Genomic DNA, 23,297 nt, shown 5'->3' on the forward strand with positions numbered 1-23,297 from the left:
GGTACGTTCCGCGACATGAGGTTGACGATTCTCGGTGGCGGCGGCTTCCGCGTACCGCTGGTGTACGGGGCGCTGGCCGGTGGCGGGGTGTCCGAGTTGACGCTGTACGACACAGACCGGCTGCGGCTCGGGGTGGTGCGCTCGGTGCTGGAGCAGATCGCCGCGGCGGAGGAGCGTCCGCTGCCCGCGGTGCGGGTGGCCGATTCGCTGGACGAGGCGCTGCGCGGAGCCGACTTCGTGTTCTCGGCGATCCGGGTCGGCGGTACCGCGGGCCGGGTGCGCGACGAGCGGCTGCCGCTGGCGGAGGGGGTGCTGGGGCAGGAGACGGTGGGCGCCGGAGGGGTGCTGTACGGGCTGCGCACGGTGCCGGTGGCGCTGCACATCGCGGAGCGGGTGGCGGCGCTGGCACCGGACGCCTGGGTGATCAACTTCACCAATCCGGCGGGGATGGTGACGGAGGCGATGGCCGGGGTGCTGGGCGGGCGGGTCATCGGCATCTGCGACTCACCGGTCGGCCTGGTACGGCGGGCGGCCCGCGCGGCGGGCGCCGACCCGGACCTCTTCCTGGACGGCACCGACCGCTCCGGCGGCACCGCCTCGTTCGACTATGTGGGCCTCAACCACCTCGGCTGGCTGCGCTCGTTGCACGACGGGGAGCGGGATCTGCTGCCGGGGCTGCTGGCCGATCCGCGGGCGCTGGCCGGCTTCGAGGAGGGCCGCCTCTTCGGTGCCGAGTGGCTGGCGGCGCTGGGCGCGCTGCCCAACGAGTATCTGCACTACTACTACTTCCGCCGGGAGACGCTGGCCGCGGTGACCGGGGCGGCGGAGACGCGGGGCGAGTTCCTGGACCGGCAGCAGGGCGGGTTCTTCGCGGCGGCGGACCGGGAGCCGTCCCGGGCAAGGGAGTTGTGGGAGGCGGCGCGGCTGCGGCGGGAGGAGACGTACATGGCGGAGAGCCGGGCGGCGAGCGGGGGGTGGCAGCGGGACGGTTGCGATCTGGACGGCGGGGGCTACGACCGGGTGGCACTGGCCCTGATGCGGGCGCTCAGCGGGGCCCCGGGGACCCGGCTGGTGCTCAATGTGCGCAACGGCTCCACGGTGCCGGAGCTTCCGGCGGACGCGATCGTGGAGACGGTGTGCGAGGTGGGTCCGGACGGGCCGAGACCGCTGCCGTGCGCGCCGCTGGGCCCGGCCGAGCTGGGGCTGATGCTGCAACTGAAGGCGGTGGAGCGGGCGGCGGTGGAGGCCGCCGTCTTCAAGGACCGCACGGCGGCGCTGCGCGCTCTGGCGCTGCATCCGCTGGTGGACTCCCCCGCGGTGGCCGCCCGCATCCTCGCCCGGGCGGCCACCGCCTGAGAGCCGCAACCGCCTTGGCGGGGGCGGGAGTTCGGCCTGGTCAGCGGCGTTTGGGCAGGGGGACGCGGAGAAGGTCCTCGGCGATGGTCAGCTCGCCCTCGAAGCCGGCGGCGCGGGCGTCCCGGGCGAAGAGGGAGGGGTCGGTGTAGCGCTGGCTGAAGTGGGTGAGGACCAGGTGGCGCACCCCGGCGTCGCGGGCCACGGCGGCGGCCTGCCCGGCGGTGAGGTGGCCGTACTCCTCGGCGAGGGCGGTGTCCTCGTCCAGGAAGGTGGACTCGATGGCGAGCAGGTCGCAGCCCTCGGCGAGGGCGTGCACCCCGGGGCAGAGCCGGGTGTCCATCACGAAGGCGAACCGCTGCCCGCGCCGCACCTCGCTCACCTCGGCGAGCGGCACCCCGCGCAGGGTGCCCTCGCGCTGGATGCGGCCCACGTCGGGTCCGCCGATGCCGTGTGCGGCGAGCCGCTCGGGCAGCATCCGCAGCCGGTCCGGTTCCTCGACGCGGTAGCCGAAGGACTCCACCGGGTGCGAGAGGCGCCGGGTGCGCAGGGTGTACGCCTCGGTGGTGGCGAGGACGCCGTCGCCGGTGGCGGGCACCTCGGTGATCGGCACCGTCTCGTGGTACGCGGTGGAGTACCGCAGCCGCTCGAAGAAGTGGCGGCCGCTCGCCGGGTAGTGGGCGGTGATCTGGTGCGGTACCCGGTCCAGGTTGATCCGCTGGATGACGCCGGCCAGGCCGAGGGAGTGGTCACCGTGGAAGTGGGTGACGCAGAGGCGGTTCAGGTCGTGGGCGGCGACCCCGGCGTGCAGCATCTGCCGCTGGGTGCCCTCGCCGGGGTCGAAGAGGAAGCCCTCGCCGTCCCAGCGCAGGACGTAGCCGTTGTGGTTGCGGCGGCGGGTGGGCACCTGGCCCGCGGTGCCCAGCACCACCAGTTCACGCACGGACACGGGACTCCCCTCCAGGCGGCGCGGCTGCTGCGGTCTGACGCGTCCGGTCTATCCGGGCGGCCACTCGAAGCCGCGGCCGCCGAGTACATGGGCGTGGGTGTGGAAGACGGTCTGGCCCGCGCCGGGGCCGGTGTTGAAGACGACCCGGTACCCGGTGGCGTCGATCTTCTCGTCGGCGGCGACCGCGGCGGCCTCCCGCAGTATGTCGGCCACGACCTGCGGCTCCGCCTCGGCGAGCGCGGCCGCGTCGCGGTGGTGCGCCCGCGGGATGACGAGGACGTGGGTGGGCGCCTGGGGGTTGATGTCGCGGAAGGCGACGGTCGTCTCGGACTCCCGGACGATGGTCGCCGGGACCTCGCCCGCGATGATCTTGCAGAACAGGCAGTCGGGCTGCGGCTCTCCGGCCACGGTCACCCCTCCTCAGCGGTGTGCTGCGCCGGGGTCCGCCCGGCGGCCCCGTGGGACCAAGGCGCCGGGCAGACCCGTGATCGGCTGGTACGCGGGCATGTTATCCGCCGTCGGCCGGCAGGGGCCCGGCGCCTGTGGACAACGGGCGCCGGGCGACGGCCGGACGGTGCCGCCCGCCCGGATCAGTGGCGGGGCGGCGGGAGTTGGGGCGGGGTCTTCGCCGGGTTCTCCACGAGGGCGGCGAGCGCGATCCGGACCGCCTCGTCGAGCTGCGGGTCGCGGCCCGCGACGTGGTCCTGCGGCGCCACCGCCACCTCCACATCCGGGTCGACCCCGTGGTTCTCCACCCCCCAGCCGTAACCCTCAAGCCAGAAGGGGTACTTGGGCTGGGTGACGGCGGTGCCGTCGACCAGGCGGTAGCGGTTGTCGATGCCGATGACGCCGCCCCAGGTGCGGGTGCCGACGACGGGGCCGATGCCGAGGGCGCGGATCGCCGCGTTGACGATGTCGCCGTCGGATCCGGAGAACTCGTTGGCGACGGCGACGACCGGGCCGCGCGGCGCGTCCTGCGGATAGCTGTAGGGCCGCATCCCGCGGGGCAGGTCCCAGCCGATGATGCGGCGGGCCAGCTTCTCCACCACGAGCTGCGAGGTGTGCCCGCCGCGGTTCTCCCGTACGTCCACCACCAGGCCCTCGCGGGCGACCTCGACTCTGAGGTCGCGGTGGATCTGTGCCCAGCCGGGGGCCTGCATGTCGGGGACGTGCAGATAGCCGAGGCGGCCCTCGGACAGGGTGTGGACATGGGCGCGGCGGCCGGCGACCCAGTCGTGGTAGCGCAGCGGTTCCTCGTCGGCGAGCGGCACCACCACGACGTGCCGTACCTCACCGCCGTCCGCCGGGGAGACGGTGAGTTCCACGGGGCGGCCCGCGGTGCCGACGAGGAGCGGTCCGGGGCCGGTGACCGGGTCGACGGGGCGGCCGGCGACGGCGATGACCGCGTCCCCCGCGCGCACCGCGACTCCGGGTGCGGCGAGCGGGGAGCGGGCGTCCGGGTCGGAGGTCTCGGAGGGCAGGACGCGGTCGATGCGCCACAGCCCGTCCTCGTGCCGGGAGAGGTCGGCGCCGAGCAGGCCCTGCCGGACGTCGGGCGAGATCCAGCCGCCGGGCGGGGCGACGTAGGCGTGCGAGGTGCCGAGTTCGCCGTGCACCTCCCACAGCACGTCGACCAGGTCGTCGTGGGTGGCGATGCGGTCGAGGGCGGGGCGGTAGCGGGCGAGGACGGCGTCCCAGTCGACGCCGTCGAGGTCGGGCCGCCAGTAGTTGTCCCGCATCAGGCGGCCGTTCTCCTCGAACATCTGCCGCCACTCGGCGACCGGGTCGACGGTCTGCCGGACGCGGGACAGGTCGACGGTGAGGTGGCTGTCGCCGTCCTCCTCGGCGGGGGCGCGGCGGTCGCTGGGCACCAGCCGCAGCTTGCCGTCGCTCCACAGCAGGACGCGCTTGCCGTCGCCGGTGACGGCGAAGTGGTCGGCGTCCGGGGCGAGATGCTCCACCCGCCGCTGGACCAGGTCATAGCGTTCCAGCTCGGTCTGCGGTTCGGCGCCCTCCGGGTCGGCACGGCCGGAGCCGAGGGTTCCGGTGACCGGGTGCCGCAGCCAGAGCACACCGTCCTTGGCGGCGCGCAGGGTGCCGTAGCGGGCGGCGTCCACCGGGAAGGGCACGATGCGGTCGGCGAGCCCGTCCAGGTCGATCCGGGTGACGGGGGCGCCCTCGCTGTCCGGGGTCTCGTCCTTGTCGGGGGCCTCCACGGCCCGCCCGTGCCGCTGCGGCCCGAACGGTGAGGGCGTGGTGGCGGCGAGGGTGATGAGGTGCGGGCGGGTGGTCTCGACGAACGACAGGTCGAAGACGTGCTCGTCGTAGACGGGGTCGAAGGAGCGGGCGGAGAGGAACGCGAGGTGCTTGCCGTCGAGGGTGAAGGCGGGCGCGAAGTCGCGGAAGCGGAGCGGGGTGGCCTCGCTGACGGTGAGGTCGGCGGTGCCGGCGAGCTTCAACTGGCGCAGCGGTTCCGGTCCCGGGTGGGACCAGGCCAGCCAGGAGGAGTCCGGGGAGAAGACGAGGCCGGTGGCGGGGCCGTACTCGCCGCGGTCGACCTCGCGGACCTCGCCGCTGTCCCGCTCCACCAGCAGCACCCGCCCGTCGTGGGAGGCGACCGCGACCCTGCCTCCGTCGGGGGCCACCGCCAGGCCGAGGACGCGGCCGAGGCGGCCCGCGGCGAGCCGGCGCGGGGTGGCGCCGGGTGCGGTGCCGGTGGCGGGCGCGAACTCCAGCGCGTCGTCGCCCTCGGCGTCCGTCACCCACACCACGTGCTCCTCGCCGTCGGCGCGGAAGGTGCGGGGCAGCCGGGTGCGTACGCCGGGTTCGGCGGCCAGGGCGCGGGCGGGGCCCTCGCGGTGGGTGACCCAGTGCACCGCGCCGCGTACCGAGACGGCGCTGCCGCGGCCGGTGTGGTCCGGGGAGGCGGTGCCGAACCAGCGGCCGGCGCTCACCGGGTGCGGGGCGAGGTCGGTGCGCTGCCCGCCGAGGCGGATGTCCAGCGGGCGGGGTTCGGCGCCGTCCAGGTCGTCCAGGAGGTGGAGGCGGCCGGCGACGGTGTAGACGACGCGGGTGCCGTCGGTCGCGGCGTGCCGGGCGTAGTGGCCGGGCAGCGGCTCGACGGGGGCGTCGACGGGGGTGTGGCGGCGCAGGTCGCCGCCGTCGGGCAGGGAGGAGTAGACGGCGCCGGCGCCCTCGTGGTCACTGAGGAAGGCGATCCGCCCGCCGACCCACATCGGGTACTCGATATTGCCGTCGAGGTCCTGGTGGATACGGGTGAACTCCGGTGTGGCGTCCGGGACTTCGCCGTCCGCGGGCTGCTGGATCCACAGCCTGCCCGCGGTGCCGCCGCGGTACCGCTTCCACCAGGCGGCCTCCCGGCCCATCGTCACCGAGAGCAGCAGCACCCGCCCGTCCGGCCCGTACGCCGCGTCGCCGACCGGGCCGTACGGCAGGGTGGTGTGCGGGCCGCCGTCGAGGGGGACCGCGCGGGCCCAGGTGCGGCGGATGGAGGCCTGGCCGTGGGTGGTGATGGCGAGGACCCGCCCGTCCGGGGTCCAGCCGCGGACGCGGGTGCGGTTGCTGCCCCAGTGGGTGAGGCGGGTGGCGGGCCCGCCGTCGACGGGCGCCACCAGCACCTCGGGCGCCCCGTCCCGGGTGGAGGTCCAGGCGACGGTGGTGCCGTCGGGCGAGATACGGGGGTGGTCGACCGGCATGTTGTCGGCGCTCACCCGCCAGGCGCGACCGCCGTCGAGCGGGGCGATCCAGACGTCGTCCTCAGCGGTGAAGGCGAGCAACTCGCCGTGCAGATGCGGAAACCGAAGGTACCCAGGCTGTGTCACACCGTCAGCCTAGGCAGCCCGGCGGCGGCAGGTGACCGGTTCTGATCACTTGGCGAGTTCCATCGGTTCTCCTCCGGTGGCGGTCCCGGGCCGGCCCCTACGACCAGCGGCCGGTGCGGCCCAGGAGGAGGGCGGTGGCCGCGGTCCCGGCCGTCGAGGTGCGCAGCACGGTGGGGCCGAGGCGGCAGACGCGGGCGCCGGCCTCGGTGAAGAGGGCGATCTCCTCGGGTGACACTCCGCCTTCGGGACCGACGACGAGCACGATCTCGCCGTCCTCGGGAAGCGCGGTGGTGGCGAGGGGTTCGCCGGAGTGCGCCGGGTCCTCGTGCAGGACGGCGGCCAGCCGCGCACCGGCCAGCAGCTCCGCGACCCGACGCCCCGTCATGACCTCGGTGACCTCCGGGAACCGCACCCGGCGGGACTGCTTCCCGGCCTCCCGGGCGGTGCCGCGCCACTTGCCGAGCGCCTTCTGCCCGCGGTCGCCCTTCCACTGGGTGACGCAGCGGGCGGCGGACCACGGCACGATGCGGTCGACGCCGGTCTCGGTCATGGTCTCCACGGCCAGCTCACCGCGGTCGCCCTTGGGCAGGGCCTGGACGACGGTGATCCGGGGGCGGGCGGCGGGCTCCTCGCGCACCGGCCCGAGGCGTACCAGCAGCCGGTCCTTGCCCTCGGTGGCGAGCACCTCGGCGGGGGCCCAGCAGCCAGCGGCGTCGGTGAGGACGAGTGCCTCGCCGGGCCGCAGCCGCCTCACCGAGACGGCGTGCCGCCCCTCGGGCCCGTCCAGGACGAACGGGGCGCCGTCCGGGGGCAGTTGGGCGAGATCGCCGGTGACGAAGACGGGGGCGGTCATACGCCCTCGCTCTGGGCGGCGGCGGAGCGGGCCTGGTCGAGTTCGGCGGCGAGCACATCGACCAGGCGCCCGGCGGGCATGGCGCGGGCCAGCCGGTGGCCCTGCCCGGCGAACAGCGCCATGCCCTGCGCGTCACCGGCCCGGGCGGCCGCCTTCCGCAGCGGCACGGTGAGGTGGTGGACCTGCGGGTAGGCGGCGGGGGCGTAGCGGCCGTGCTCGCGGACGAAGCGGTTGACCAGACCGCGGGCCGGCCGGCCGGAGAAGGCGCGGGTGAGTTCGGTACGGGTGAACAGCGGGTTGGTCAGGGCCTGTTTGTGCAGATCGTGGGCGCCGGACTCGGGGCAGGCGAGGAAGGCGGTGCCGAGCTGGGCGGCCTCGGCCCCGGCCGCGAGCACGGCGGCGATCTGCGCGCCGCGCATCAGCCCGCCGGACGCCAGCAGCGGCAGCGCCACCGCCTCCCGTACCTGGGTGAGGAGGGTGAGCAGGCCGGAGCCGGCGCCCTCGCTCTCGGGGAGGTCGCGGTGGGTGCCCTGGTGGCCGCCCGCCTCCACGCCCTGCACACACAGCGCCCCGGCGCCCGCGGCCTCGGCGGCGAGGGCCTCCGCGGGGGAGGTGACGGTGACCACGGTGCGGGTGCCGGCACGGGCGAGGGACTGGAGCACCTCGGAGCTGGGGCAGCCGAAGGTGAAGGACACGAAGGGCACCGGGTCGTCGAGGAGGACGGCGAGCTTGGCGTCGTAGCCGTCGTCCCGCCCGCTGTCCGGATCGCCCAACTCGGTCTCGTACCAGGTGGCTTCACCGGCGAGCTGGTTGGCGTAGACCTCGACGGCGGCCGGGTCGCTGGAGAGGGGCTGCGGCAGGAAGAGGTTGACGCCGAAGGGACGGGAGGTGAGGCCCCGCAACTGTTTGATCTCGTGGTACATGCCGTCGGCCGTCTTGTACCCGGCGGCGAGGAAGCCGAGGCCACCGGCCTCGCAGACGGCGGCGGCGAGCGGGGGGTGGGACACACCGCCCGCCATGGGTGCCTGAACGATCGGGCGGGCGACCGGCAGGAAGGGAGGATCGGTCAGCGCGGGGGACATGCCCGCATGGTGCCATGTCCCCCGCGTCCGTCCGAAACCAGCCTTACGTCTGGCATATGCCAGAGGTAGTCACCTACGTCACCGGCCGTTGAAGGCGTCCTTCAACCGCGAGAACAGGCCCTGCTGCCCTGGCTGGAAATGACCGGTAGGCCGTTCCTCGCCGCGCAGCTTCGACAGCTCCCTGAGCACCCGCTCCTGCTCGGCGTCGAGCTTCGTCGGCGTCGTGACCTCGACATGGACGATCAGGTCACCGCGCCCGCCGCCCCGCAGATGCGTGACGCCGCGGCCGTGCATCGGGATCGACTGCCCGGACTGAGTGCCCGGCCGGATGTCGACCTCCTCCATCCCGTCCAGCGTCTCCAGCGACACCTTGGTGCCGAGCGCGCCCGCCGTCATCGGGATGGTGACCGTGCAGTGCAGATCGTCCCCGCGGCGCTGGAACACCGAGTGCGGCAGCTCGTGGATCTCCACATACAGATCGCCGGCCGGGCCGCCGCCGGGTCCGACCTCGCCCTCGCCGGCCAACTGGATCCGGGTGCCGTTGTCCACACCGGCGGGGATCTTCACGGTGAGGGTGCGGCGGGAACGGATCCGGCCGTCGCCCGCGCACTCCGGGCAGGGGGTGGGCACCACGGTGCCGAAACCCTGGCACTGCGGACACGGCCGCGAGGTCATGACCTGGCCCAGGAAGGAACGGGTGACCTGGGAGACCTCACCGCGGCCGCGGCACATGTCGCAGGTCTGCGCGGAGGTGCCCGGCGCGGCGCCCTCACCGCTACAGGTGCCGCACACCACCGCGGTGTCCACCTGGATGTCCTTGGTGGTGCCGAACGCGGCCTCGTTCAGCTCGACTTCGAGGCGGATCATCGCGTCCTGGCCGCGCCGGGTCCTGGACCGCGGCCCGCGCTGCGAGGCGGTGCCGAAGAACGCGTCCATGATGTCGGAGAAGTTCCCGAAGCCGCCGGCGCCGAAGCCGCCCGCACCGCCCCCGGCCTGCGACAGCGGATCCCCGCCCAGGTCGTAGACCTGCTTCTTCTGCGGATCCGACAGGACCTCGTAGGCGGCGTTGATCTCCTTGAACCGCTCCTGGGTCTTGGGATCCGGATTGACGTCCGGGTGCAGCTCGCGGGCGAGCCTCCGGAACGCCTTCTTGATCTCGTCCTGGGAAGCGTCGCGGCGCACGCCGAGTACGGCGTAGTAGTCCGTGGCCACCTACGACTCCGCCAGGATCTGTCCGACGTAACGTGCCACTGCGCGTACTGCTCCCATCGTTCCCGGGTAGTCCATGCGGGTCGGGCCGACCACGCCGAGCTTGGCTACTGCCTCGCCGCCCGAACCGTAGCCGACCGACACCACGGACGTTGCGTTGAGTCCCTCATGGGCGTTCTCGTGACCGATCCGTACGGTCATGCCCGAATCCGTCGACTCGCCGAGCAACTTGAGGAGCACGACCTGCTCCTCCAGCGCCTCCAGCACGGGACGGATGATGAGGGGAAAGTCATGTCCGAAACGGGTGAGATTGGCGGTACCGCCGATCATCAGCCGTTCCTCGGTCTCCTCGACCAGCGTCTCCAGCAGGACGGAGAGCACCGTGGAGACCGTACCGCGGTCCTCCGCCTCGAAGGCCTCCGGCAGATCCTGCACCAACTGCGGCACATCGGTGAAACGGCGGCCCGCCACCCGGCTGTTGAGCCGGGCCCGCAGATCCGCCAGCGGGCTCTCGCCGAACGGCGCCGGGCAGTCCACCACGCGCTGCTCGACCCGGCCGGTGTCGGTGATCAGCACCAGCATCACCCGCGCCGGAGCCAGCGACAGCAACTCCACATGACGCACCGTGGACCGCGTCAGCGACGGGTACTGCACCACCGCGACCTGCCGGGTCAACTGCGCCAGCAGCCGCACCGTACGGGCCACCACATCGTCCAGATCGACCGCGCCGTCCAGGAAGTTCTGGATCGCGCGCCGCTCCGGCGCCGTCATCGGCTTGACGCCGGCCAGCCGGTCCACGAAGAGCCGGTAGCCCTTGTCGGTGGGGATGCGGCCGGCGCTGGTGTGGGGCTGCGCGATGTACCCCTCGTCCTCCAGGACCGCCATGTCGTTGCGGACGGTGGCCGGGGAGACGCCTAGCCCGTGCCGCTCGGTCAGTGCCTTGGAACCGACCGGCTCCTCGGTGCCCACATAGTCCTGGACGATGGCACGCAGCACTTCGAGCCTGCGTTCACTGAGCACCGCGCACACCTCCCGGATCGACAGCCCCGCGGTCTTCCGCGGTCTGGTGCCAGACACCACCGGCCCCGCCTGACGCGAGCCCGGCACCGTCACTGGCACTCACCGCGGACGAGTGCCAGCCTTCCCCGGCCCAGTGTACGGCCGAGGGGTGCGCCCCCGGCAAGGGCGGGCGATCACACCCGTACAGGCGGACCGGGCCGGCGGGCCAGGGGGCGTCTCCCCGATCTTCGTGGATCAGGCCGCGGCTCCCCCAGCCTGGCGGCTGGGAGGTGCCCCCACGGTGCGTGCGCTCGGTGTGCCGGCCGGGCGCCCGTTTGCCCGGTGCGGCGAGTGGGGGCGCCTCCCAGCGGTAGCTGGGGGAGCGTGCATGGCGTCGCGGGGCAGCCGGGAGTTTGACGACAGGCCCCAGGGCGCGGGATAGCGTCGTCGTATGACACGCACGGCTCCCGCCCCCGACCCCGGTGCCTGGGAATGGCTCACCCCCCGGGTCGCCCGCCGCCGGCTGCCCCACTGGGACTGCACCGCGGGGCTGGTCGCCGGACGGGGCGCCGCCCTCCTCGTCGAGGCGGGCGCCACCCTCGCCGAGGGTGCCCGGCTGCGCGCCGAGGCCGAGGCGCTGCTCGCCACGGTGCCCGGCGCGGCCGGCCCGGACGGCCCCCGGGTGACCCAACTCGCGCTCACCCACCCGCACTTCGACCATGTACTGGGCGCGCCCGCCTTCCCCGGCGCCGAGGTGTACACCGCGGTCGGCGCGGACCGGCTGCTGACCGGCGCCACCGGCCTCGCCGAACTCGCCGCCGACGCGGTACGGCAGGGGGTGCCGGAGGCCGAGGCGACGGCCGCCGCCGAAGCCGCCGCCGCCACCGGGGAGGCCGGTGTCCATCGACATGCGGTGAGCGGTGAGTGGACGCTCGATCTGGGCGGCGGCCGCCAGGTGCTGCTGGCCAATGTCGGCCCCGGGCACACCGCCCACGACCTGGCCGTGCTGGTGCCCGCCGAGGACGGCGCCCCGGAGATCGTCTTCTGCGGCGACCTGGTGGAGGAGTCCGGGCCGCCGCAGGCGGGACCCGACGCGATCCCGGCCCGCTGGCCGGAGGCCCTGGACCGGCTGCTCGCCCTCGGCGGGCCCGACGCACGCTATGTACCGGGCCACGGGGCCGTGGTGGACGCCGGATTCGTCCGGCGCCAGCGTGATCAACTCGCCCTGCGTTTCGGCGTGTCGTAGCCCACGGACGGCCCACTCTTCCTATCGTCGGCCGAATGCGTGCGTACTCGCCGGACCTGACTCCGCCCTGGAAGAGACAGCAGCCCGCCCCCGAGGTACCGGCCGAGCCCGGCCTCGTGGTGGAGGAACCCGGCAGCGGCTTCTGCGGCGCCGTCATCGGCTGCGAGGCCGGGACCGTCACCCTGGAGGACCGCTTCGGCAAGCACCGCGTCTTCCCCCTGGCCCCCCGCGGCTTCCTGCTGGAGGGCCGCCCCGTCACCCTGGTACGCGCCACCGGCACCCCGGCACGCCCCACCCGCACCGCCTCCGGATCGGTGGCGGTGCCCGGCGCGCGGGCGCGGGTGGCGCGGGCGAGCCGGATCTATGTGGAGGGCCGGCATGACGCGGAACTGGTCGAGAAGGTGTGGGGCGACGACCTGCGCGTCGAGGGCGTGGTGGTCGAGTACCTGGAGGGCGTGGACGAACTCCCGGCGATCGTCGCCGAGTTCGCGCCGGGCCCCGACGCCCGCCTCGGTGTCCTGGTGGACCACCTGGTCGACGGCAGCAAGGAGTCCCGGATCGCGGCCGCCGTCACCAGTGAGCACGCCCTGGTCGTCGGGCACCCCTACATCGACGTGTGGGAGGCGGTGAAGCCCTCGTCGCTGGGCATCGGGGCGTGGCCGCGGGTGCCGCGCGGGCAGGACTGGAAGACCGGTGTCTGCCGGGCCCTCGGCTGGCCCGAGAACACCGGCGCCGCCTGGTCCCGCATCCTCTCCCACGTCCACTCCTACAAGGACCTGGAGCCGGAGCTGCTGGGCCGCGTGGAGGAGATCATCGACTTCGTGACGGCGCCCTAGGTGTATTGACCCGGAGGGCGGCCCCGCGGCTCCCCCAGCCTGGCGGCTGGGAGGTGCCCCCATGGTGCGTGCTCTCGGCCTGCCGGCCGAATGCCCTCGTACTGGACTTACTTGGGCATTTGACCGGTGCGGCGAGAGTGCGTGCCAGGCGTCGCGGGGCTGGGGCACCTCCCGGCCGGAGGCTGGGGGAGGGACTTTCCGGACACGGCCTAGGGACCCAACACGGGTCGGCCGTACGGGGGTTGGGGCTTTCGCGCGGCGGTACGGGGGTCAGTCCACCAGGTCCCGTACGACCGCGTCCGCCAGCAGCCGCCCGCGCAACGTCAGTACCGCACTGCCCTGTTCGTACGGGCCGGGGGCCAACAGGCCGTCGGACAGGGCGCGTTGGGACGCGGACAGGCCCGCCGGGCGCAGCAGGGAGAGGGGGCAGCCCTCGCGCAGGCGCAGTTCCAGCAGGACGCGTTCGACGCGGCGGTCCTCCGCGGAGAGGACCTCGCGCCCGGCGCCCGGGGAGCCGCCCGCCGCGAGCGCCGCCGCATAGGCGCCGGGGTGCTTCACGTTCCACCAGCGGACCCCGCCGACATGGCTGTGCGCGCCCGGCCCGGCGCCCCACCAGTCCGCGCCGCGCCAGTACAGCTCGTTGTGCCGGCAGCGGGCCGCCGAACCACCGTCTGCCACCGCCCAGTTGGACACCTCGTACCAGTCGTAGCCGGCCGCGGCCAGGACCTCGTCGGCGATCAGATAGCGGTCGGCGTGCACATCGTCGTCGGTCATGGGGATCTCACCGCGGCGGATCCGGCGGGCCAGACCGGTGCCGTCCTCGACGATCAGCGCATAGGCGGAGATGTGGTCGGGTCCGGCGCCGAGGGCGGCGTCCAGGGAGGCCCGCCAGTCCTCGTCGCTCTCTCCCGGGGTGCCGTAGATCAGGTCGAGGTTGACATGGTCGAAGCCGGCCGCACGCGCCTCCGCCACACATGCCTCGGGACGGCCAGGGGTGTGCCGGCGGTCCAGGACCTCCAGTACGTGCGGGCGGGCGCTCTGCATCCCGAAGGAGATCCGGTTGAAGCCGCCGGCCCGCAGCGTCGCAAGATAGGCCGGGTCGACGGATTCCGGATTGGCCTCGGTGGTGATCTCGGCGTCCTCGGCGAGCGGGAACTCGGCGCGGATCGCGTCCAGCATCCGCACCAGGTCCCCCGCGTCGAGCAGGGTGGGAGTGCCGCCGCCGACGAAGACGGTACGCACGGGACGCGGGTCGCCGCCGAGGACCTTGCGGGCGAGGCGGATCTCACCGGCGAGGGTGTCGGCGTAGTTGTCCCTGGAGGCGAGCACTCCGCCGGTGCCGCGCAGTTCGGTGGCGGTGTAGGTGTTGAAGTCGCAGTAGCCGCAGCGGGTGGCGCAGTACGGGACATGCAGATAGAAGCCGAGGGGGCGCTCCGCGGCACCGGCCAGTGCCTGCGGGGGCAGCGCCCCGTCGTCGGGCACGGGCTCACCGTCGGGAAGTGCGGAAGGCATACCTCCCATTGTCCCGTACGGGGGCCGGTGCCCGACGCGGCCGGGCGGTCGGACGGGGGCGCGGTGCTCAGGCCTCGCGGGTGCCCGAGTACATCTCGTCGATGAGGTCCTTGAAGGAGCGCTCGACGGCGGGGCGCTTCACCTTGAGGCTGGGGGTGATCTCGCCCTTCTCGATGGCCAGGTCCCGCGGCAGGATCCGGAACTTCTTCACCGTCTGCCAGCGTTGAAGGCCCTCGTTGAGCTGCTGCACATAGCCGTCGATCAGCTCCACGGTGGCGGGCGCGGCGACGACCTCCGCATAGCCGCGGTCCTCCAGGCCGTTCTCCGCGGCCCACGCCATGATCGCGGGCTCGTCCAGGGCGATCAGCGCGGTGCAGAAGTTCCGGTCGGCGCCGTGCACCAGGATGTTGGAGACATAGGGGCAGACCGCCTTGAACTGGCCCTCGACCTCGGCGGGCGCGATGTACTTGCCGCCGGACGTCTTGATGAGGTCCTTCTTGCGGTCGGTGATGCGGAGGTAGCCGTCGGGGGACAGCTCGCCGATGTCCCCGGTGTGGAACCAGCCGTCGGGCTCCAGGACTTCGGCGGTCTTCTCCGGCAGCCCGTGGTAGCCGTGCATGATGCCGGGGCCGCGCAGCAGGATCTCCCCGTCGTCGGCGATACGCACCTCGGTGCCGGGCAGCGGCTTGCCGACGGTGCCGGTGCGGTAGGCCTCTCCCGGGTTGACGAAGGAGGCGGCGGAGGACTCGGTGAGACCGTAGCCCTCCAGGACGTGCACTCCGGCGCCGGCGAAGAAGTAGCCGATCTCCGGGGCGAGGGCGGCGGAACCGGAGATGCAGGCCCGCAGCCGCCCGCCGAAGGCCTCCCGCAGCTTGCCGTAGACCAGCTTGTCCGCGAGCTTGTGCTTGGCGGCGAGGGAGGCGGGGACGGTGGCCCGGCCGGTACGGCGGAAGTTGTCCTGGGTGGTCCTGGCGTACTCGCGGGCGACCCCGGCGGCCCACTGGAAGATCTTGAACTTGGCGGCACCGCCGGCTCGCGCCTTGGCGGCGACGCCGTTGTACACCTTCTCGAAGATGCGCGGCACGGCCGCCATATACGTCGGCCGCACCACCGGCAGGTTCTCGATGATCTTGTCGACCCGGCCGTCGACCGCGGTGACATGGCCCATCTCGATCTGACCGCCGATGAGGACCTTGGCGAAGACATGCGCCAGCGGCAGCCACAGATACGCCACGTCCTCGCCGGACAGCAGGCCCGTGGCATGGATGGCCTTCGCCATGTACGACCAGTTGTCGTGCAGGAGGCGGACGCCCTTGGGGCGGCCGGTGGTGCCCGAGGTGTAGATCAGGGTGGCCAACTGGTCGGCGGTGATGGCCGACACCCGCTCCTTGATCAGATCGGGGTGCTTCTCCAGATACGCCGCGCCGCGCGCCTCCAGCTCGGCGAGGCCCAGTACCCAGTCCTCCGGCTCGCCCGCGGGCGCCGGCCCGATGGACTGCGGGTCGATCACCACGACATGCGCCAGCTCCGGCAGTTCATGGCGCCGCTCGCGCACCTTGGTGAGCTGGGCCGCGTCCTCCGCGATCAGCACCCTGCTGCCCGAGTCGGACAGCATGAACGCCGACTCGTCGGTGTTGGTCTGCGGATAGACGGTGGTGGTGGCGGCACCGGCGCACAGGATGCCGAGGTCCGCGAGGATCCACTCGACCCGCGTCGAGGAGGCGAGCGCGACCCGCTCCTCCGGGTGCACGCCCAGCGCGATGAGACCGGCGGCGATGGCGAAGACCCGCTCGGCGGACTCGCTCCAGGTGAGCGAGCGCCAGTCGTCCGGGCCGACGCCCGAGGCCGGTGGCACCGGGTGGCGGTAGGCCTCCTTGTCCGGGGTGGCCGCCACGCGGTCCAGGAAGAGGCACGCCACGGACGGCGGCCGGTTCTCGATCAGGGTCTGTGTGTCGCTCACTACATCCTCCGGGCCCGCGACAGTGCGTGCGTCGTCAGTACGCGCGTCGGCGGTGCGACTGACTCTGTGCGGCTGCTGGTTCGGCTGGGTGCGGTGTGGGCCTCCGGTGCGGGCGCCGGCTGTTTAACCCACGAGTAACTAGCAGGGATCAGAGTAGAGCGCCGCCGCCCGGCACGTAAGTACTCCCGGGCGCCGCCTTCTCTGTGAGCAGGACGCTACCCGGATCCGCCGCCGGCCGGGACGGCCTGTGGATAACCCGCGGGCCCGCGGCGCGAGAAGCGCGCCACGGGCCCGACATAGCGGGGCGAACGGCCCCGGATCACTTCTTCGCCTTGGCCTGACCGCTGTCGTCGCTGGAGAGCACCGCGATGAAGGCCTCCTGGGGAACCTCCACCGAACCCACCATCTTCATCCGCTTCTTGCCCTCCTTCTGCTTCTCCAGCAGCTTCCGCTTCCGGGAGATGTCACCGCCGTAGCACTTGGCGAGGACGTCCTTGCGGATGGCGCGGATGGTCTCGCGGGCGATCACCCGGGAACCGATCGCCGCCTGCACCGGCACCTCGAAGCTCTGCCGCGGGATCAGCTCCCTGAGCTTCGCCACCAGCCGCACCCCGTACTGGTACGCCTGGTCCTTGTGCGTGATCACGGAGAAGGCGTCGACCTTGTCGCCGTGCAGCAGGATGTCGACCTTGACCAGGCTGCTGCTCTGCTCGCCGGTGGGCTCGTAGTCGAGGGAGGCGTAGCCGCGGGTCTTTGACTTGAGCTGGTCGAAGAAGTCGAAGACGATCTCCGCGAGGGGCAGGGTGTAGCGGATCTCGACCCGGTCCTCGGACAGGTAGTCCATCCCGAGGAGCGCGCCGCGACGGGACTGGCACAGCTCCATGATCGCGCCGATGAACTCACTGGGCGCGAGGATCGTCGCCTTCACCACCGGCTCGAAGACCTGGTCCAGCTTGCCCTCGGGGAACTCGCTCGGATTGGTGACGATGTGCTCCACACCGTCCTCCATCAGCACCCGGTAGACCACGTTCGGTGCCGTGGCGATCAGGTCCAGGCCGAACTCGCGCTCCAGCCGCTCCCGCACCACGTCCAGGTGCAGCAGCCCCAGGAAGCCGACCCGGAAGCCGAAGCCGAGCGCGGCCGACGTCTCCGGCTCGTACACCAGCGCCGCGTCGTTGAGCTGGAGCTTGTCCAGCGCCTCGCGCAGCTCCGGGTAGTCGGAACCGTCCAGCGGATAGAGGCCCGAGAACACCATGGGCTTGGGATCCTTGTAGCCGCCGAGGGGAGTCTCGGCGCCCTTGTGCATGGCGGTGATGGTGTCACCGACCTTGGACTGCCGGACGTCCTTGACCCCGGTGATCAGATACCCCACCTCGCCGACGCCGAGGCCGTCGGCCGGCAGCATCTCCGGGGAGTTGGTGCCGATCTCCAGCAGCTCGTGGGTGGCGCCGGTGGACATCATCCGGATCCGCTCACGCCTGCCGAGCTGCCCGTCCACCACTCGGACATAGGTGACCACACCGCGGTACGAGTCATAGACCGAGTCGAAGATCATCGCGCGGGCGGGGGCGTCCGCCACCCCGACCGGCGGCGGAATCTCGGCCACCGCCTTGTCGAGCAACGCCTCGACGCCCATACCGGTCTTAGCCGACACCCTCAGCACGTCATCCGGCTCGCAGCCAACCAGGTTCGCCAACTCCTCGGCGAACTTCTCCGGTTGGGCGGCCGGCAGGTCGATCTTGTTGAGCACCGGGATGATGGTGAGGTCGTTCTCCATCGCCAGATAGAGGTTGGCGAGGGTCTGCGCCTCGATCCCCTGCGCCGCGTCGACCAGCAGGATGGTGCCCTCGCAGGCGGCGAGGGACCGGGACACCTCATAGGTGAAGTCGACGTGGCCCGGGGTGTCGATCATGTTCAGGATGTGCGTGTCGCTCCGCGGCCCCGCGGTCGGGGCCCAGGGCAGCCGCACCGCCTGGGACTTGATCGTGATGCCGCGCTCACGCTCGATGTCCATACGGTCGAGGTACTGGGCACGCATCTGCCGCTGCTCCACGACACCGGTGAGCTGGAGCATCCGGTCGGCGAGCGTGGACTTGCCATGGTCGATGTGCGCGATGATGCAGAAATTGCGGATCAGAGCCGGGTCGGTACGGCTCGGCTCGGGCACATTCTTGGGGATCGCGGGCACGCAGGGTCCTGTCTCTTGAGGCTTCTCACGCCTCGGTCGGCCTCGGGCGGGTCTCGTTCCGTCGGGTACGGCGGGGGCCGCCGTTCGGTACGGCGGGGTCGGTGCACCGGCGTTCTTCGCGTTCACCGCGTCCGTGGCGTCCGTATCCGGCCTCCATGGTCCCATGCGCCGGGCACTGCGACCGGTTTGGGAGGGTCATCGGGCGGCTGGTAGCCTGGGCCGCTGTGTCCCGACCCTCCCCCGCCAGGTCCTCCCGGCAGGTCAAGGCCGGGACACCGGCAAAACCATCATCAGTACCTGAACCTGAGAAGGCTCTTTCGTGGCGAACATCAAGTCCCAGATCAAGCGGATCAAGACCAATGAGAAGGCCCGGCAGCGCAACAAGGCCGTCAAGTCCTCTCTGAAGACCGCGATCCGCCGCACCCGTGAGGCAGTGGCCGCGGGTGACGCCGAGAAGGCCAATGTGCTGGCCCGCGAAGCCTCGCGGAAGCTGGACAAGGCCGTCTCCAAGGGCGTCATCCACAAGAACCAGGCCGCCAACAAGAAGTCGGCGCTTGCTTCCAAGGTCGCGTCCCTCAACGGCTGACCCCGTACGGTCCCGCTCGGCCGGGACCGGACCCGAGGTCGGCCGACCGACTTGACCGCCGGACGGGACCCAGCGGACCCTCTCAACCGCTCCCGCCCGGCACCCCGGGATCGCACGCGGCCTGCGTTCGCCACGCGGGTGCGAGCCCACCATCTTGAACCGGAACCCCGTTCCTGCCCTTTCCCCAAGGGTCGAGACGGGGTTCCGGGCTTTCCGGGCACCGGGCCTTCCGGGTCCTTGCGGGCTGCGGTTCTTGCGGGTTACGGGGCTGCGCGGGCTCCGGTGCTCCCTGGGTTCGGGGGCTTCGCGGCTGTGCTCACCGCCGACGTCGCCTCCGCCATCAACTACACGACCAGTGCGCCCGGTTGAGCCTGGTGCCGCAGGTCAGCGGCGGGAGCGGGCTGCTCGGGCGATGGTGACGACCGCCTTCTCCAGGGCGTACTCGGGATCGTCCCCGCCGCCCTTCACCCCGGCGTCCGCCTCCGCGACCGCCCGCAGCGCCACCGCCACCGCGTCCGGGGTCCAGCCGCGCATCTGCTGCCGTACGCGGTCTATCTTCCAGGGCGGCATTCCCAGTTCGCGGGCGAGATCGGCCGGTCTCCCGCCGCGCGCCGAGGACAGCTTGCCGATCGCCCGCACGCCCTGGGCCAGCGCGCTGGTGATCAGCACCGGCGCCACCCCCGTCGACAGCGACCAGCGCAACGCCTCCAGCGCCTCCGCGGCCCGCCCCTCCACGGCCCGGTCCGCCACCGTGAAGCTGGAGGCCTCCGCCCGCCCGGTGTAGTACCGGGCCACCACCGCCTCGTCGACGGTGCCCTCGACATCCGCGACCAACTGCGAGACCGCGGACGCCAACTCCCGCAGATCACTGCCGATCGCATCCACCAGCGCCTGGCACGCCTCCGGCGCCGCGGACCGCCCCAGCCGTCTGAACTCGCCCCGTACGAACGCCAGTCGGTCGGCCGGCTTGGTCATCTTCGGGCAGGCCACCTCGCGGGCCCCGGCCTTCCGCGCCGCGTCCAGCAGGCCCTTGCCCTTGGCGGCGCCCGCGTGCAGCAGGACCAGGGTGATCTCCTCGGCGGGCGCCGCCAGATACGCCTTGACGTCCTTCACGGTGTCCGCGGTGAGGTCCTGCGCCTGCCGGACCACGACCACCTTGCGCTCCGCGAAGAGCGAGGGACTGGTCAACTCGGCGAGCGTGCCCGGCGAAAGCTGCTCGGGCGCGAGATCCCGCACATCGGTGTCCGCGTCGGCGGCCCGCGCGGCCGCCACCACCTGCTGCACCGCCCGGTCGAGCAGCAACTCCTCCTGCCCGACGGCAATGGTCACCGGGGCGAGCGGATCGTCTTCCACGTTGTTCCTGGCCATCCCCGACAGCATCGCACGCCCCACCGACAACGGGTCCCGCCCGTGATCAGGACGGCGATCGACTCGGGTTCCGGTTCCGGTTCCGGTTCGGGTTCCGGTTCATCAGGGTCGGCCGGGTCCCGGCAGGTCAGGGTTCCTCGCGCCAGCCGTCCCAGGTTGCGGCGAACTCGTCCAGTACGCGCGGATCCAGCCTCCCCTCCGCGTCCTCCACGACGACCAGCCACTGGGCGTCCTCCGCGTCGTCCTCCCCCGCCAGCGCGTCCCGTACCAACTCGGGCTCCTCGGGCAGTCCGAACCGCTCCCCCAGTGCCTCGACCGCCTCCTCGGCGGCGTCCCGGTCCGGCAGCACCAGCACATGTCTCACATCACTCACCCGCCCATCCTGCCGCCCCGGCCGCGGCGCCCCGAGCGCGGGGCAGGACCAGGGCGGCCTCAGCCCTGAGCGGCGGGCTGCTCCTTGGGGACGATCTGGATGTCGAGGTCGATCGAGATACTGGGGCCGACCGCGGCGATACCGCGGGCCAGCATCGTCTGCCAACTCACCGTGAAGTCGTCCCGGTGCAGCTCGGCCGTCGCACGGCACGCGGCGCGCGTCTCCCCCTCCATACCGTTGCCCAGCCCCAGGTACTGGGCGTCCAGGGTGACGGTACGGGTCACACCGTGCAGGGTGAGCGCCCCGGTGAGGGCCCAGCGGTTGCCGCCCTTGGGCACAAAGCGGTCGCTGTAGAACTCAAGTGTGGGGAAGCGCTCCACATCGAGGAAGTCCGCCGAGCGCAGATGGTCGTCGCGCAGGGTGACGTTGGTGTCGATGGAGGAGGCGTCGATCACCACATGCATCGCGGACCGGGTGATCTCCGGGGCTATGCGTATCGCCCCGGCGAAGGTGTTGAACCGGCCGTGGATACGGGCCAGTCCGATATGGCGGGCGGTGAACGCGATGGAGGAGTGCGCCGGTTCGATCTCCCAGTCCCCCGCCTCGGGCAGGACCGGCGGCTGCGCCATCTGAAGCGCCACCTCGCCGACATCGGTCAGCGAGTCCCCGGCCACGGTCGCGTTCGTCCGGAACGGCGCGAACCCGTCCGCGTCGACCGCGATCCGGTACTCACCCGCCGGCACCGTCGTCACGAACGACCCGTACGGATCAGTCCCGCCGGAGACCGCGATCCGCCCCATGGCATCGGTGACGGACAGCTCCGCACCGGGCACCGCCCCGCCCGCCGGACCGAGCACCCGGCAACTCAGGACACCCGCGCCCGGCGAGGTCGCCACGGCGGCGAGGGGACCCGACCGCTCCGCCCGACCCGAACGGTTTCCCAGCCAGCGGCCGAACATGAGCAACACATCCCTAGCGGTTCACGGTGATGGACGTAGGCGGAGGCCGGGGGACGACCTGCGCGACGCATGGGCGGTGGCCACCGGTGGGGTTCCTGCCGCCGATCGCTGCCGGCGGCGCGACGAGACGGATTTGACCACTGTTGCGACTGTCCGGGCAACTGCGGACCACATCGCGGGAATCCGGCACAAGTGATGGATTACGGGGGCGAGTGGACCGAATTGAGCGTACCCGTCACTGTTTTCCGCCGTTCATCCGGGGTGCCGGGGGCGCCGTCGATCGGGACGCCGTGGGCCGGTGGCACCGCCGTCCGGCACGCTGTCGACCTCGCACGTCGCGCAGGCATCAGCGGGCCGAGGCCGTGATACCGAGCCCCGGGCCGCCCCGGGAACCCGTCACCGCCAGCGAGCCGTCGCGGTCGGTGCGCAGCACCATCGCGCCGCCACCCCGCAGCGCCCCCACCGTCCGCGCCGCGGGATGCCCGTACGGGTTGTCCTCACCGCAGGAGATCAGGGCCACCCGGGGCGCCGCCCACCGCAGCAGCGCCGGATCCTGGTGTGCGGAGCCGTGGTGGGCGACCTTGAGTACGTCGACCCGGGCCAGGCGGGCCGCGTCCGGTCCGCTCAACAGGGCCTGCTGGGCCGGTGGTTCAAGATCACCGAGGAGCAGCAGCCGCAGCCCGCCGACCCGCGCCAGCAGGGTGACGCTGGCGTCGTTGGGCCCGTCGGGCGGCGAGGGGCGCGGCGGCGGCCACAGCACCCGCCAGCGCAGCCCACCGATACGGCCCCGCTCACCGGCCGAAGCGCGGGTCACCGGGATATGCCGCGAGGCGGCCGTACGGTGCACGAACTCCGCCTGGTCCGCGGGCTGTTGGAAGCCGGTGGTCTCGATGGCCGCGACCCGGCGCCCCCGCAGCACCCCCGGCAGCCCGGCGACATGATCGGCGTGGAAGTGGCTGAGCAGCAGCAGCGGAACGCGGGTCACGCCGAGCGCGCGCAGGCAGCCGTCGACCCGGCCGGGGTCGGGCCCGGCATCGATGACGACGGCGCTCCCGCGGCCCGCGGCGAGCACGGTGGCGTCGCCCTGCCCGACGTCGCACATGGCGAACTGCCAGTGCGGCGGCGGCCATCCGGTGACGACCCGGGTGAGCGGTGCGGGCCGCACCACGAAGAGCAGCAGTGCGGCGGCGCCGAGGGCGGCCACCCAGCGGTGCCGCAGCAACCGGGGCCCGGCGCGCAGCACAAGGACGGTCAGCAGGGCCAGCAGCAGCGCACCCCGCCACCCACCGGGCCAGCCGACACCGCTGCCGGGCAGGTCGGCACCGGTACGGGCGATGGTGGCGAGCCAGCCCACGGGCCACCCGGCGCACCAGGCCAGCGCCCGGGCCACCGGCAGCGCCACCGGCGCCACGGCCAGGGCGGCGAAACCGAGAACGGTGGCCGGGGCCACCGCGAACTCCGCGAGCAGATTGCACGGCACGGCGACCAGGCTCACCCGCGACGCGAGGACCACCACGACCGGAGCGCACACCGCCTGCGCGGCAGCGGCCGCCGCGACCACCTCCGCGAGCCTGCCGGGCACCCCGCGTGCCCGGAGTGCGCGACTCCATCCCGGGGCCAGGAGGAGCAGCGAACCGGTGGCGAGGACGGAGAGCAGAAAGCCGTAACTGCGGGCCAGCCAGGGGTCGTAGAGGATCAGCAGCAAGGTCACGGCGGCGAGCGCGGGCAGCAGGGTGCGGCGCCGGCCGGTGGCGATGGCGAGGAGGGCGACGGCCCCGCAGGCGGCGGCGCGCAGCACACTCGGATCGGGCCGGCAGACCACCACGAACCCGAGGGAGAGCGCGCCGCCCAGCACAGCCGTGGTCCGAAGACCGAGACCGAGACGGGGTGCGAGTCCGCGACGCTCAACCCGATGCGCGAGACCCGGCGGGCCGATCAGCAGGGCCAACAGAATCGTGAAATTTGCCCCTGACAGCCTGCCT

The 23,297-nt window shown here is 72.8% G+C and carries 17 protein-coding genes and 1 pseudogene; 4 read left to right on the forward strand and 14 right to left on the reverse strand.

All coding sequences use genetic code 11. The features are described from left to right. Window positions 1-15 precede the first annotated feature (15 nt). Window positions 16-1,356 (forward strand): 6-phospho-beta-glucosidase, encoded by a 1,341-nt coding sequence (locus ACFVST_RS02375; protein ID WP_390146033.1) that lies wholly within the window; start codon window positions 16-18, stop codon window positions 1,354-1,356. A 40-nt stretch (window positions 1,357-1,396) separates the two neighbouring features. Here the strand turns inward: ACFVST_RS02375 and ACFVST_RS02380 are convergent, their stop codons facing one another. From ACFVST_RS02380 to hrcA, 7 genes are all read right to left on the reverse strand, one after another. After that, window positions 1,397-2,302: a ribonuclease Z gene (locus ACFVST_RS02380; RefSeq protein WP_390146034.1), complete on the reverse strand. Its 906-nt coding sequence runs from the start codon at window positions 2,300-2,302 to the stop codon at window positions 1,397-1,399. Between the two features lie 48 nt (window positions 2,303-2,350). Then, window positions 2,351-2,710 (reverse strand): histidine triad nucleotide-binding protein, encoded by a 360-nt coding sequence (locus ACFVST_RS02385; RefSeq protein ID WP_390146036.1) that lies wholly within the window; start codon window positions 2,708-2,710, stop codon window positions 2,351-2,353. A gap of 182 nt (window positions 2,711-2,892) precedes the next feature. Further along, a complete protein-coding gene (locus ACFVST_RS02390; protein WP_390146037.1) occupies window positions 2,893-6,144 on the reverse strand; it encodes a S41 family peptidase in 3,252 nt (1,083 codons plus the stop codon). Window positions 6,145-6,241: 97 nt separating this feature from the next. Continuing rightward, window positions 6,242-6,997: a 16S rRNA (uracil(1498)-N(3))-methyltransferase gene (locus ACFVST_RS02395; RefSeq protein ID WP_390146039.1), complete on the reverse strand. Its 756-nt coding sequence runs from the start codon at window positions 6,995-6,997 to the stop codon at window positions 6,242-6,244. Further along, entirely contained in the window at window positions 6,994-8,079 is a 1,086-nt protein-coding gene (locus ACFVST_RS02400; RefSeq protein WP_390146041.1) for a nitronate monooxygenase, read from the reverse strand. Before ACFVST_RS02400 ends, ACFVST_RS02395 begins: the two co-directional genes overlap by 4 nt. Window positions 8,080-8,157: 78 nt before the next feature. After that, complete coding sequence (dnaJ, locus tag ACFVST_RS02405) at window positions 8,158-9,291, reverse strand: molecular chaperone DnaJ (RefSeq protein ID WP_390146043.1); 1,134 nt, start codon at window positions 9,289-9,291, stop codon at window positions 8,158-8,160. Further along, window positions 9,292-10,308 carry a heat-inducible transcriptional repressor HrcA gene (gene hrcA, locus ACFVST_RS02410; RefSeq protein ID WP_390146280.1) on the reverse strand — a complete coding sequence of 339 codons (1,017 nt, stop codon included), beginning with the start codon at window positions 10,306-10,308 and terminating at the stop codon, window positions 9,292-9,294. Window positions 10,309-10,738: 430 nt separating this feature from the next. On the opposite strand from hrcA, the gene ACFVST_RS02415 reads away from it, so the two are divergent. Both ACFVST_RS02415 and ACFVST_RS02420 read left to right on the forward strand, forming a co-directional pair. After that, on the forward strand, window positions 10,739-11,533 hold the full coding sequence (locus tag ACFVST_RS02415; RefSeq protein ID WP_390146045.1) for an MBL fold metallo-hydrolase: 795 nt from the start codon (window positions 10,739-10,741) through the stop codon (window positions 11,531-11,533). Between the two features lie 35 nt (window positions 11,534-11,568). After that, entirely contained in the window at window positions 11,569-12,369 is an 801-nt protein-coding gene (locus ACFVST_RS02420) for a DUF3097 domain-containing protein (protein ID WP_390146047.1), read from the forward strand. A 270-nt stretch (window positions 12,370-12,639) separates the two neighbouring features. On the opposite strand, the gene hemW is transcribed toward ACFVST_RS02420, so the two are convergent. From hemW to lepA, 3 genes are all read right to left on the reverse strand, one after another. Next, window positions 12,640-13,881: a radical SAM family heme chaperone HemW gene (gene hemW, locus ACFVST_RS02425; protein ID WP_390146049.1), complete on the reverse strand. Its 1,242-nt coding sequence runs from the start codon at window positions 13,879-13,881 to the stop codon at window positions 12,640-12,642. Window positions 13,882-13,948: 67 nt separating this feature from the next. Beyond that, window positions 13,949-15,841 carry an AMP-dependent synthetase/ligase gene (locus ACFVST_RS02430; RefSeq protein ID WP_390146051.1) on the reverse strand — a complete coding sequence of 631 codons (1,893 nt, stop codon included), beginning with the start codon at window positions 15,839-15,841 and terminating at the stop codon, window positions 13,949-13,951. Between the two features lie 319 nt (window positions 15,842-16,160). After that, entirely contained in the window at window positions 16,161-18,029 is a 1,869-nt protein-coding gene (lepA, locus tag ACFVST_RS02435) for a translation elongation factor 4 (RefSeq protein WP_390146053.1), read from the reverse strand. Between the two features lie 319 nt (window positions 18,030-18,348). On the opposite strand from lepA, the gene rpsT reads away from it, so the two are divergent. After that, window positions 18,349-18,615 (forward strand): 30S ribosomal protein S20, encoded by a 267-nt coding sequence (rpsT, locus tag ACFVST_RS02440; RefSeq protein WP_390146055.1) that lies wholly within the window; start codon window positions 18,349-18,351, stop codon window positions 18,613-18,615. 384 nt (window positions 18,616-18,999) lie between these two features. Here the strand turns inward: rpsT and holA are convergent, their stop codons facing one another. The 4 genes and pseudogenes from holA to ACFVST_RS02460 all read right to left on the reverse strand — a co-directional run. Continuing rightward, on the reverse strand, window positions 19,000-19,983 hold the full coding sequence (gene holA / locus ACFVST_RS02445; protein WP_390146057.1) for a DNA polymerase III subunit delta: 984 nt from the start codon (window positions 19,981-19,983) through the stop codon (window positions 19,000-19,002). A 127-nt stretch (window positions 19,984-20,110) separates the two neighbouring features. Continuing rightward, entirely contained in the window at window positions 20,111-20,356 is a 246-nt protein-coding gene (locus ACFVST_RS02450) for a hypothetical protein (protein WP_390146059.1), read from the reverse strand. A gap of 59 nt (window positions 20,357-20,415) precedes the next feature. Continuing rightward, a complete protein-coding gene (locus tag ACFVST_RS02455; RefSeq protein ID WP_390146061.1) occupies window positions 20,416-21,315 on the reverse strand; it encodes a YceI family protein in 900 nt (299 codons plus the stop codon). A gap of 346 nt (window positions 21,316-21,661) precedes the next feature. After that, a pseudogene (locus ACFVST_RS02460) lies at window positions 21,662-23,290 on the reverse strand (ComEC/Rec2 family competence protein); the annotation flags it as partial. Between the last annotated feature and the right edge of the window lie 7 nt (window positions 23,291-23,297).

This window comes from Streptomyces sp. NPDC058045 (assembly GCF_042885635.1).
Taxonomy (GTDB): Bacteria; Actinomycetota; Actinomycetes; order Streptomycetales; family Streptomycetaceae; genus Streptomyces.